This window comes from Cobetia sp., from assembly GCF_983723665.1.
Map to the genome: position 1 here is coordinate 2157 of NZ_CFDJES010000064.1, position 11435 is coordinate 13591.

Below are 11435 nucleotides of genomic sequence, written 5' to 3' on the forward strand. Positions count from 1 at the left end.
CGCTCACTCAGCTGTGCATGAGCATCGCTGAGATAGACCCCACGGGTCTGCTGCACGCACAGGGTCACCAGTGGCAGACCGCCACGGGCAAGCGCCGCCTCGAAGGCAGGCAATGCCGGACGCTGACGCTCGGTGCAATCCGGGCACCATTCCGCGACCTGATTGAGCACGAAGGTATCGCCAGCGGCCAACCGCGCTTCCACCTCGGCCAGGGTGACGTGAGAAGAGATGTCGTTGCTCATGGTTCACCTCAGTACAGGGACGGATCGGTTTTCTCGGGACGTGTCTTGAAGCGACGGTGCAGCCACAGATACTGCTCGGGATGCTTGCGGATCGCCCCTTCGATGAAGGCGTTGATGCGCGTGGCATCGGCGACGTCATCGCCACTCGGGAAGTTGTCCAGCGCCGGCAGATACTCCAGCGTATAGGTACGATTGTCCGGATTGCGGTGGAACATCAAGGGCATCACCGGCGCGCCCGTCATGCGGGCGATCTTGGCCGTCAGCTTGATGGAGGCGGCATCGATGCCGAAGAACGGCGCGAACACGCTGACATCACGCCCGAAGTCCTGATCCGGTGAATACCACACGCCATGGCCGCTCTTGATGCGACGTACCACGCCCCGCAGGTCGTGACGATCGATGGCGGTGCCGAAGATGCCATTGCGCGCACGGGTCATGAAGCGCTCGAACAGCGGGTTGTCGTGGGGGCGATAGACGACATCGGCCGGGAAGAACAGCGAGTGCAGTGCGCCGCCCAGATCCAGGGTCGAGAAGTGGATGCCCACGATGAGCGCCCCCTTGCCCTGGGCCATGGCGCGCTCCATGTGCTCCTGCCCCTTGAAGGTCACGCGATCACGCATGTGCTCAGGATCACGACACCAGCCGGTGGCCGTCTCGAAGATACCGATGCCGTTGGCGTGGAAGGTCTTGCGCACCTGACGCGCGCGCTCCGCCTCACTCCACTCAGGAAAGCACAGCTTGAGATTGGTGTCGGTGATGTGACGACGACGCTTGCCGAAGCGCCATGCCAGCTCACCAAGGCCACGCCCCAGCCACAACTTGGCGCACCAGGGCAGATAGGCCGAAGCCTTCATGGCACCGATGCCCAGCCAGGTCAGCCAGTAGCAGGGGTGTGCAAAACTCTCGGGATAGCTCTTCTTGGCCATGACTCTCTCGTTCGACGGGCAACGGCGGCCATTGTAGACCGCGCGAGCCTTGCCGTCAGGTCAGGCGTGCGTATCCAGCGGCTGAGCGCTGGCCAACTGCGCAACACCCTTGTCGTCCGCCACACTGCCAACGCCGCCATGATAGTGTCTGGGCACGCGCGGCAGCAGCCCCGTCAGCAGTGTATAGCTGATGGTGTCGCAGCTGGCGGCGACGCGATTGACCTCAAGCCCCTCGCCCCACAGCACCACACGTGAACCGACACCCGCCTCGGGCAGATCCGTGATATCCACCGTCAGCATGTCCATCGACACCTTGCCGGCCAGCACCGTTTCCTGACCATCCACCAGCACTGGCGTACCATCCACGGCGTGGCGATCATAGCCATCACCATAACCGCAGGCGACGACACCGATACGCGTCGGACGCGTGGCCACGAAGCGCCCCGAGTACCCTACAGGCTCGCCGATGGCGATCTCACGCACGGCGATGATGGCCGAAGACAGCGTCATCACCGGCTTCAGGCGCCGACTGGCGTCATTGGCGCCTTCCAGCGGGTCTGCTCCGTAGAGCATGATTCCCGGGCGGTTCCAGGCCGCATGCGTCTCTGGCCAGGCAAGCGTCGCCGGAGAGTTGGCCAGACACAGCGGCAGCTCTGCCTCGGCCGCCAAGGCCGTCACCGCCGCCATCTGCTGCTGGAAGTAGTCTGGTGTCAGGCTGTCAGCGCTGGCGAAGTGCGTCATCAGGTGCAGGTCACGCGCCTTGCCACACGCCTCGAGGCGCGCCTTGGCGTCCAGCACCTGCTCGGCCGTGAAGCCGAGACGATGCATGCCTGAGTCGAACTTGATCCAGCAGGACAAGGGCTGCGCAAGCTCACTCTGTTCGAGGGCCGCCAACTGCCATTCGCTGTGGATGGCGCACCAGAAGTCATGCTCGGCCGCCAAGGCATACTCCGCGGCCTCGAACACCCCCTCAAGCAGCACGATCGGATGAGAGATGCCGCCCGCCCGCAGCGCCAGCGCCTCCTCTATCGTGGCCACCGCAAAGGCGGGGGCGAGGTCCGCCAGTGCCTGCGCGCACGCCACCGCACCATGCCCGTAGGCGTCCGCCTTGATCACGGCCAGGGCGCGCGAATGCGGCGCCAGCTCGCAGGCCAGCTGATAGTTGTGACGCAGTGCATCGAGATCAATATCAGCGCGCAGTGGGCGGGACATGAGGGGACTCCAGGGTGATCGGTGAAAATGACAGACAGCAGAGCAAGCCCCTCAATTATTTTCCATCATCGCCGTCAGGTCACGCTGAAAAACACCAAACTTTCCCCAAATCACCGATAGAAACCACTGCCTTTTAAAACACATGCAGGATTTTCGACCAATACCACCACGAAACTGCCTGCCTCGAGGCCGCGCTGCCCTTGCGCGCTGCTTTTTCGGCACCTCCTGTCTGGCCATCACTTGCCTGATGAACACATGCCTGACGATCAGTGACCTGACCAACTGATGCCCTCAAACGCATGCCCCAAAACGCATGCACCCCCGCAGGCAGAGCCTGCGGGGGTGCATGCAGCACGTGGCGTAAGCCAGCGCGGGACGATCAGGGCGTCACGTTTTCCAGCTCGTCGGAGCTCTCATCATTCAGCACCAGGGACACCTGACGATCTGCCTTGAGGCTCTCGTTGAGGTCACGCACGCTGTTGATATCGATGATACCTGCCGCCTGACGCAGGTTGAGCAGGTCGAGCACATAGGTGTAACGCGAAGAGGCGTAGTCCGCCAGCGCCTGATACAGGGCCTGCTCGGCGTCCAGCACATCGACGATGTTACGGGTGCCGACTTCATAACCGGAGCGAGTCGCTTCCAGTGCGCTGCGGCTGGAGACGATCGCCTGCTTGCGCGCCTTGACGGTCAGGACGTCGCTGCGCACCTGGCTGTAGAGCGAGCGCACGCTCTGGGTAGTGGAGCGCTGCTGATCGAGCAGGTCGTACTGGCTCTGCTCGAGCAGATGGGTGCTCTGACGTACCTGGGCGGAGGTGCGGCCACCGGTATAGATCGGCAGGGAGGCCTGGATACCGATCTGGTTGTATTCCTGATACCCCCCGGCAGTATCGATGTCGGTTTCATCGTAGGAGTAGGTCGCGAAGGCGCCGACTTCCGGCAGGTGGCCTGCGCGGGAGGTCTTCACATCGCCTCTGGCGACATCGACACCCTTCTGGGCAGCACCGATCAGCGGGTTGTTGGACAATGCCATCTCGACCCACTTGTCGCGGCTGGCCGGCACCGGCGCTTCGATCGCCAGATCTTCTTCCAGACCATCGATGGAATCGTACTGCTGGCCCGTCAGCTGCTGCAGGGCCTCGAAGCTGACCTGCAGATCGGCTTCGGCCGCGATGCGCTGGGCACGCGCGTCATCGAATGATGCCTTGGCTTCCTGCACATCCGTGATCGCGATCAGACCGACCTCGAACTGCTGATTGGCCTGGTCCAGCTGGCGGGAGAAGGCCTTTTCCTGGGCGATGCGCGCATCGAGCACATCACGATTGTTCAGGATGGTGAAATAGGCAGACGCCACATCATAGAGCAGCTGCTGCTGATCGGAATCCAGCAGCAGTTTCTGCTGACGGGTGGTGTCCTTGCTGGTCGCGAGCTCATACCAGTCGGCAGCATCGAACAGCTGCTGGTTGACGTTGACCACGATATTGCTGTCGGTGTAATCGCCTTCGGTGCCGCTCTGGGAATTGCCGGTGACATCGGTACGCGACACGGTCCCCGTGGCAGTGATCTGGGGCAGCAGGTCAGCAAGCTCGATACGCTCATTGTCCTCGACGCTCTGATAGAGCGAGCGAGAGGAGGACAGGCTGGCGTTGTGGGTCAATGCATCACGCGTGATGTCGAGCAGATTGGCAGCCTGAGCCTGGGTCGCAAAACCCATCGCCAGCACCAGTGGCAGTATGCGAATGTTGGCCATGTATGCGTTGTTCCTGATCAGTGACAGTCGTGACCTGCATGGCGCCTCGAAAGCACCAGGACAAGGTAAAAGGTAGCTCACACATCGGCTGGACTACTGCCTCAGCCCTGCTCAAGCGGGTCGTGGAAAAAGTGGCCTTAGTCTAATCGTCGCTCTTTTGGGCGTCCAGTTAGTTGGCTAACTTTGTTGCACGATACAGCGTTTCCAAATTGACAACAGTGTCATGGGGCATCCTGCACTCGAGCGCAGTACGTCAGAATGCCCCCACTCTGCCAGAATAATGATGACACAATATGAAAACGGCCCACTCGGATCACGAGCGGGCCGTTTTCACTGGCAACCTGCATCAGGGTATCGACAGCCATGACGACTGTGCCCGCGCATCATTCAAAGATGGATTCGAGCGTCAGCCCCTGCTTCTCGAGCATGCGCCGCAGCTTCTTGAGCGCCTCGACCTGGATCTGACGCACCCGCTCACGCGTCAGGCCGATCTCCTCGCCCACTTCCTCCAGCGTCGCGGCTTCATGACCGCGCAGCCCGAAGCGGCGCACCACCACTTCCATCTGCTTCTCGGTCAGTTCCGCCAGCCACTCATCGACATGCGCCTTGACGTCGACATCTACCAGACTGGACTCCGGGCTGGTGTCATTCTCGTCGGCGATGGTCTCGATCAGCGGCTTGTCGCTCTCGCCGCCCATCGGGTAGTCGACGGATGACACGCGCTCATTGAGCCCCAGCATCTTCTTGACGGTATCGACCGGCTTGTCGAGGAAGTCGGCGATCTCCTCCGCGGTGGCCTCGTGATCCAGTTTCTGGGTCAGCTGGCGCGCGGCACGCAGGTAGATGTTGAGTTCCTTGACGACGTGAATCGGCAGACGAATGGTGCGCGTCTGATTCATCAGCGCCCGCTCGATGGTCTGGCGAATCCACCAGGTGGCGTAGGTCGAGAAACGGAAGCCGCGCTCGGGGTCGAACTTCTCCACCGCGCGGATCAGCCCCAGATTGCCCTCCTCGATCAGGTCGAGCAGCGACAGACCACGATTCAGATAGCGCCGTGCGATCTTGACCACCAGACGCAGGTTGGACTCGATCATGCGCTGGCGACCGGCGGGGTCGCCCGCCTGTGCCAGACGCCCGAAGTAGACTTCCTCCTCGGGCTTGAGCAACGGGGAAAAACCAATCTCGTTGAGGTAGATCTGGGTCGCATCCAGGCTTTGGTAGTGCTTGCGCTCTTCACGATTCAAGGCGCGTTCGAATGCCGCCTCTTCCGCTTCTGCCTCAAGCGTATCGTCGTCCTCCTCGACATCCTCAAGGGACAACTCAACCTCAGCCTGATCGATATCCTTTTCCAGCATGCTCATGTCGATACCCCGTTGTCTCTGGTCTGGTGCCAGGAACTTGTTGTTGTGGCAGCGGTGGGAATCAGCGTTTAGGCAGGAATTTCAGTGGGTCCTTGGGCTGCCCATCCTCGCGAATCTCGAAGTGCAGCTGCGCACGTTCAGCGTCAGTGGCTCCCAGAGTGGCGATGACCTGTCCGGCGTCGATCACATCGTTCTCTGATACACGCAGAGTGTCGTTGTGGGCGTAGGCGCTCAGATAGCGGTCGTTGTGCTTGAGAATGATGAGGTTACCGTAACCACGTACTCCGCTTCCGGCGTAGACCACGATTCCCGGCCCTGCTGCCTTGACAGGTTGCCCCTTTTGACCAGCGATATCAATGCCGCCGGTGACACTCTCGGACTCGCCGAACTTGCCGATGATCTCGCCTTGCGTAGGCCACTGCCAGTCAACGTTTTTTACCGGAACATAGGTCTTCTTGGCCGGTGCAGCCTTGGCGGTTTCGCCAGCGACATTGGTGCCCTTTTCAACCTTGGCAGCCTCATTTTTCACGCTAGCGGCCGCTTTCTCGCGCTCTGCTGCGGCGGCAGCGGCGGCTTGCTCGGCCTTTTCCTTGGCAGCCTTGCGCGCCTCGGCCTGGGCGGCGGCCGCACTGGCAGCTGCCTCGCTGGCCGTCTGACTGGCTGTCTGACTGGCCGAGCTACTGGCCTGCGCAGCACTGCTGCTGGCCTGCTCTGCGCTGTCAGTGGCTGAGTTGCGCGCCGTCTCGGCGAGTGCCTCTTCACTGCCTTCCTGGTAGACAGGCCCCAGCCCGGCAGCCGCCGCGGCGCCGGTGGCGGCCGAGGACACGCCACCCGAGCCAGTCGTCAGCGACTGGGCCTGGCTGGTGCGCTGTTGCTGCTGAGCCATGGCGGATTCATCCGGTGCCAGCCAGTCAGGCAGTTCGCTGCCGCCGGCGATCGAACCATCACTGCCCCCGCCCATCGGCGTGGCAACAACGCCACCGCTCGAGGCGACGCTCGTGCCGGAAGCGCCCGCCGCACTGGCCGGCAGCTGGGTGTTGGGGTTCAGACGCAGCGTCTGCCCCGGCTGCAGGGTGTAGGGCGGATTCAAGCCGTTCATGCGCGCCACATCCCGGAAATCCTGGCCACTCTGCCAGGAGATGCCATACAGGGTGTCACCGCGCTGAACGGTATAGGTGTCGGAGGTGATACGCGCATTGCCGGCGTTGAGGTCCTGAACCTGCGGGCGAGTGGTCGCCGTGCTGCAGGCTGTCAGCGCACCCAGCGCCAGACCTGCCAACGTCAGTTTGATTCCCTTGTCCATCCTGTCACGCATGTTCCTGCTCCTTGCGGGAATTGCTGGAGTCGTCATCCGGGCCGGAGCGCTCTCCGGCAAACCAGACAAGCAATACGCCGGCCAGCATCAGGGCGAGTGCCGCCCACAGCTGGGCAGGCTCACCGGTCACACTGGTATAGGTATCCGGCATCATGAAGTGGTAATCCAGCGGAACCTGTTCACCCTTGGGTCCCAGACGATAATCGGTGATGGTGCGCCACGGCCACAATACCGGCAGCGAGCCGAGAATGAAGCCCGTCAGCAGCATCAGTGTCGCGGTGTGATGATGACGAAACAACCACGACAACAAACGCGAGAAGGTGAACAGCCCGATGGCGCAGCCGCTGCCGAACAGCATGATCAGCTGCAGATCGAAGCTCTTGATGCCAGTCATCACCGTGCCGTAGAGGCCCATGGTCAGCAACAGGAAGCTGCCGGAAACGCCCGGCAGCAGCATGGCACTGATGGCGATGGCACCGCCGACCACCAGCACCCAGGAGGCATCGGTGGCGGCGGGCAACAGGCTGGGCAACTTGCTGGCCAGCACCAGCCCCAGCGCCAACCACACCAGATAGCCCATTCGGAAGGTGGTGATACGCCGCGCGACCACCACCCCGGAGCACACCACCAGCCCGAAGAAGAAGGCGTTGAGCAGCAGCGGCTGCGCCTCCATCAACCAGGTCACCACATGCGCCACGCTGATCAGGCTGGCGAAGATGCCAGCGACCAGCGGCAGCAGAAAGGCCAGATTCAAATGCTGCCACAGCGCCTTGAAGCCCTGCTCACGCCATACGCCGATGGCGGAGGGGCCGAAGCGCTTGATGGACTCGATCAATTCTTCATAGATGCCGGTCACGAAGGCAATCGTGCCGCCTGATACCCCGGGCACGGCATCCGCCGCCCCCATGCCAGCGCCCTTGAAGAACACGCTCAAAGCTCGTTTCACCTGATCACTCCCTCGAGCAACGGCACGAAGCGCACGGCCTCGAACCGCTGAATATCCTGAGTGTCGCCGACGTGGCGCACTCGTGTCAGCCACTGACGATCACTGTCGTCCTCGGCCAATGGCACGATCATCACCCCCTGCGGGGCCAACTGCTTCAACAACGCCTGCGGCAGATGCGGTGCGCAGGCGGTCACCACGATCAGATCAAATGCCGAGTCATCGTCCTGCCAGCCATGCCCACCATCGGCATGGCGCAACGCGACATTGTCGAGTCCGAACCAGCCAAGGCGTTGAGCGGCCCTGGCATGCAGCACGGCGATGCGCTCGAGCGAAGACACCCGAGCGAACAGGCGCGCCAGCAGCAATGTCTGATAACCCGAACCGGTGCCGACCTCCAGCACCCGACACTCCTCGCGCGGGCGCGGCGCTTGCGCCAGGGCAAGCTCCGTCATGCGGGCGTGCATGTAAGGCTGGGACAGGGTCTGCCCCTGCCCCAGCGGCAGCGCGGTATCTTCATAGGCACGGTGCGCCAGCGCCTCATCGAGAAACAGGTGGCGCGGCTCACTGGCCATCAGCTCCAGCACCCGCTCATCGCGAATGCCGGCATCCTCCAGGCGCGCCACCATGCGGTCTCGCGTGCGCTGGGACGTCATGCCGATACCGCTCAGCTGCGCCGTGTCCGGTCGCCTGAGATGCAAGGGCCCGGCGATTCCCGCTGCGCTGTCTGACTGCGCAAGCGGGAAAGCGTTCTGATACACGTCCTTCATGGTCTTGATTCATATCCTTCGAACGAGGACTTCACAGCGAAATCTTGAGCCTTGGCTGGCGCTACGTCGCTCAGGTCAGCGCCTCGAGCCACTGCGCCACATCGTGACGCGCCCCGTGGGAGGTGAGATCCGTCATCAACGGCGTGATGGACACATAGCCTGCCGCGATGGCGGCGAAGTCGGTGTCATCGCCATCATCGATGCCATCGCCGGCCAGCGCGATCCAGTAGCGGGTACGGCCACGCGGGTCCTTGACCTCGATCGGGGCGCCCGCCGGGCCACGGTGGCCCTGACGCGTGACGCGAAAACCACGAATCTCGCTCCACGGCACATCCGGCACATTGACGTTGAGCAATGAGCGCGGCGGCAATGCCAGGGTCTCGGCCGCGCCGACGAGGCTCGCCGCCACGCGTCCAGCGGTCTCGAAGTGGGTCTTGCCGCACAGTGACATCGCGATCGCCGACATGCCCAGCGAGCGCCCTTCCATCGCCGCCGCCACGGTGCCGGAATACAGCACGTCATCGCCCAGGTTGGCACCATGGTTGATGCCGGAAATCACGATGTCAGGCTTCTCGTCCCAGACCCCATTGACGCCCAGGTAGACACAATCCGCGGGCGTGCCGTCGACGCTGTAGAAGCCGTTCTCCATCGCGGACAGCAACAACGGCCGACTCAGCGTCAGCGAGTTGCTGGCCCCTGAGCGGTCACGGTCCGGCGCGACCACACGAATGCGTGCCTGCCCGGCCAGCGCGTCATGCAGCGCCTTGAGCCCCGGAGCGTGCACGCCATCATCATTGGAAAGCAGAATCCTGCGCATCATCTCACTCCTTTGCGAATCATCGGATAGTCGTCATATCGCCTGACGGCACTACAGCAGCGGATGGGCGATCAGCTCACGCAACAGGCCCGTCGCGAAGCTGCCGCGCGGTAGATCGAAGTGCAGCCAGACACTGGCCTCGCCACCTTCGGTTTTTGCCTGCTCTGGCGTGATATCCCACTCCAGACGCGGCTTGCCGGGCATCAGGCGCAGCGGACGACGCTCCGCCTTGACGCCGGCCTTCTCGAGCCCCTCGCACAGCTGCGGCCAACGCGTGGCCAGGACCTGCTCGAGCTGGGCGACCTGCGCATGAGCCTCCGCCCGCCCGGTGCCCCACAGCGGGCCAGTGGGATGAATATCGCCACTCGCCAGGCGCTGCGCCAGCGTCTCGGCCGACTCGCTGCCGTCGGTGACGAAGCGCGAGCCCGTCCCGTTGAGCGCAAACACCTCACCGCTCAGCGCCGTCGCCCAGCAATGCGCCTTGAGACGCGCGGCCAGCACCTCGTTGAACAGGAAGCTGCGCGCGGTCGACAGCAGCATGCCGCTGCGGTCATCGCGCTTGCGCCAGCCACGCACCAGCACGGCACGTGCCCGGCCGAGATTATGTCCCTGATGCCCGAAGCGCTGCGGCCCGAAATAGTTGGGCACACCATCACGTATCAGCGTCTGCCAGCGCGCCTCGAACTCGGGATGCGCGACGGCCTCACCACTGACACGCAGCGCGAAGCGGTTGCCGCGATGCACGCCACGCTTGAGCTTGCGCGGATGACGCACGCTGGCCAGCACGCGGACGCCCTTCTCGGCCAGCGCATCGCTGAGATCCTGCGGCGCTTCACGCCCCGGCAACCACACGGAGACCCACTGCTGGGTGATCGCCTGCTTGTCCTTGAGACCGGCCACGCCGATATCACGCGACGCGACCTCACACAGGCCGGCCAGTTCACGGCACAGCTCATCGGTGGTCAGGCCACGTTTCTCGACCCACAGCCACTGATGCTCGCCGTGACCTTCGGGCACGAAGTCCATCAGCTCGGTGACCCGGAAGTCCTCCGGCGTGTGACGGAAGTCGCCGGCTCCCAGCGGGCCGCCATGCGCATGCGGCCAGCGCTGCATCAATTCGGCTTCCTTGACCCACGCCTCGCTGCCCGCGGCGTCCAGTGCCGCCAGCGCCTCGGCAAACAGCGCATCCGCCTCGGGCGACTCAGACATGTCATTCACTTCAGACATGCTCGGCTCCGACCGCGGTCGGCAGCGCGCCCAGCAGCACCACCGCCTCGGCGGCGATGCCTTCCTTGCGACCGGTGAAACCGAGCCGCTCGGTGGTGGTGGCCTTGACGTTGACGACCGCCAGCGGCACGCGCAGGTCTTCGGCGATCACTTCCCGCATCGCCTGGATGTGCGGCGCCATCTTCGGCGCCTGCGCCATCACGGTGAGATCGACATTGCCGACCCCGAAACCGGCGGCATTGACCAGCCCGATCACGTGGCGCAGCAGGCCACGGCTATCGGCGCCGGACCACTCGCTGTCGGTGTCCGGGAAATGCTTGCCGATATCGCCCATGCCACAGGCACCGAGCAGCGCATCGCACAGCGCATGCAGCAGCACGTCACCGTCGGAGTGCGCCACGAAGCCATGCTCGTAGGCGATCTTCACGCCACCGATCATCAGGTGATCGCCATCGCCGAAGCGATGCACATCGAAGCCGTGGCCGATGCGCAGGGCCATCGGCACATGGCCAGCCTGCGGGGAAGAGGTCGCGGATTGCGCAGAGGAAGTGGCAGCAGCGGGTGTTGCAGATTGCTCAGTCATGTCAGGCAGACGTCCGGGGGCTATCGGGAAGCGCCTCGCGCGCGGCCAGCAGCAGGCGCGCCATGGCGAGGTCTTCCGGATGGGTGATCTTGAGATTGTCGCGGGCGGCGGCGACCAGCACGGGGGCACGGCCACAGGCCTCCAGTGCCGAGGCCTCATCCGTGATGAGCGCGGGGTTCTCCCCTAGCGCTTCACGCAGCGCCCGTCGCAACAGGCCCAGCGGGAAGGCCTGCGGCGTGAAGGCATGCCACAGGCCGACGCGGGATTCGGTGTGCGCGATGCTCGGCGC

Annotated in this window: 12 protein-coding genes; all 12 read right to left on the reverse strand. The window is 63.6% G+C overall.

Annotated features, from left to right (window positions below):
* A partial coding sequence (locus AC4FAH_RS08280; protein ID WP_490245885.1) for a hypothetical protein occupies positions 1 to 242 on the reverse strand: 242 nt, incomplete at its 3' end.
* A gap of 8 nt (positions 243 to 250) precedes the next feature.
* Positions 251 to 1168, reverse strand: a complete 918-nt coding sequence (gene lpxL / locus AC4FAH_RS08285; RefSeq protein ID WP_490245886.1) for an LpxL/LpxP family Kdo(2)-lipid IV(A) lauroyl/palmitoleoyl acyltransferase — start codon at positions 1166 to 1168, stop codon at positions 251 to 253.
* Between the two features lie 60 nt (positions 1169 to 1228).
* A complete protein-coding gene (gene alr, locus AC4FAH_RS08290; protein ID WP_248377019.1) occupies positions 1229 to 2380 on the reverse strand; it encodes an alanine racemase in 1152 nt (383 codons plus the stop codon).
* Between the two features lie 379 nt (positions 2381 to 2759).
* Positions 2760 to 4130 carry a TolC family outer membrane protein gene (locus AC4FAH_RS08295; RefSeq protein WP_225347111.1) on the reverse strand — a complete coding sequence of 457 codons (1371 nt, stop codon included), beginning with the start codon at positions 4128 to 4130 and terminating at the stop codon, positions 2760 to 2762.
* A 383-nt stretch (positions 4131 to 4513) separates the two neighbouring features.
* Positions 4514 to 5491 carry an RNA polymerase sigma factor RpoS gene (rpoS, locus tag AC4FAH_RS08300; protein WP_043331399.1) on the reverse strand — a complete coding sequence of 326 codons (978 nt, stop codon included), beginning with the start codon at positions 5489 to 5491 and terminating at the stop codon, positions 4514 to 4516.
* Between the two features lie 61 nt (positions 5492 to 5552).
* On the reverse strand, positions 5553 to 6806 hold the full coding sequence (locus AC4FAH_RS08305; RefSeq protein WP_225347112.1) for a peptidoglycan DD-metalloendopeptidase family protein: 1254 nt from the start codon (positions 6804 to 6806) through the stop codon (positions 5553 to 5555).
* Positions 6799 to 7752, reverse strand: coding sequence for a DUF368 domain-containing protein (locus tag AC4FAH_RS08310; RefSeq protein ID WP_225347113.1), 954 nt, complete (start codon positions 7750 to 7752; stop codon positions 6799 to 6801). The genes AC4FAH_RS08305 and AC4FAH_RS08310 overlap by 8 nt, the downstream gene beginning before the upstream one ends.
* Positions 7749 to 8405: a protein-L-isoaspartate(D-aspartate) O-methyltransferase gene (locus tag AC4FAH_RS08315; RefSeq protein WP_225348164.1), complete on the reverse strand. Its 657-nt coding sequence runs from the start codon at positions 8403 to 8405 to the stop codon at positions 7749 to 7751. The genes AC4FAH_RS08310 and AC4FAH_RS08315 overlap by 4 nt, the downstream gene beginning before the upstream one ends.
* A 184-nt stretch (positions 8406 to 8589) precedes the next feature.
* Positions 8590 to 9336 carry a 5'/3'-nucleotidase SurE gene (surE, locus tag AC4FAH_RS08320; RefSeq protein ID WP_043331401.1) on the reverse strand — a complete coding sequence of 249 codons (747 nt, stop codon included), beginning with the start codon at positions 9334 to 9336 and terminating at the stop codon, positions 8590 to 8592.
* A 51-nt stretch (positions 9337 to 9387) separates the two neighbouring features.
* Positions 9388 to 10563 (reverse strand): tRNA pseudouridine(13) synthase TruD, encoded by a 1176-nt coding sequence (gene truD, locus AC4FAH_RS08325; protein WP_490245887.1) that lies wholly within the window; start codon positions 10561 to 10563, stop codon positions 9388 to 9390.
* Positions 10556 to 11056 carry a 2-C-methyl-D-erythritol 2,4-cyclodiphosphate synthase gene (gene ispF, locus AC4FAH_RS08330; RefSeq protein WP_276315245.1) on the reverse strand — a complete coding sequence of 167 codons (501 nt, stop codon included), beginning with the start codon at positions 11054 to 11056 and terminating at the stop codon, positions 10556 to 10558. Before ispF ends, truD begins: the two co-directional genes overlap by 8 nt.
* Positions 11057 to 11147: 91 nt before the next feature.
* The coding region (locus tag AC4FAH_RS08335) for a 2-C-methyl-D-erythritol 4-phosphate cytidylyltransferase (RefSeq protein ID WP_490245888.1) at positions 11148 to 11435 on the reverse strand (288 nt) is incomplete at its 5' end.

Coding starts and splice junctions, on each gene's coding strand:
- alr (WP_248377019.1), bottom strand. CDS start 2,380: ATGTCCCGCCCACTGCGCGCTGATATTGATCTCGATGCACTGCGTCAC.
- lpxL (WP_490245886.1), bottom strand. CDS start 1,168: ATGGCCAAGAAGAGCTATCCCGAGAGTTTTGCACACCCCTGCTACTGG.
- AC4FAH_RS08305 (WP_225347112.1), bottom strand. CDS start 6,806: ATGCGTGACAGGATGGACAAGGGAATCAAACTGACGTTGGCAGGTCTG.
- surE (WP_043331401.1), bottom strand. CDS start 9,336: ATGCGCAGGATTCTGCTTTCCAATGATGATGGCGTGCACGCTCCGGGG.
- AC4FAH_RS08295 (WP_225347111.1), bottom strand. CDS start 4,130: ATGGCCAACATTCGCATACTGCCACTGGTGCTGGCGATGGGTTTTGCG.
- truD (WP_490245887.1), bottom strand. CDS start 10,563: ATGTCTGAAGTGAATGACATGTCTGAGTCGCCCGAGGCGGATGCGCTG.
- AC4FAH_RS08315 (WP_225348164.1), bottom strand. CDS start 8,405: ATGACGTCCCAGCGCACGCGAGACCGCATGGTGGCGCGCCTGGAGGAT.
- rpoS (WP_043331399.1), bottom strand. CDS start 5,491: ATGAGCATGCTGGAAAAGGATATCGATCAGGCTGAGGTTGAGTTGTCC.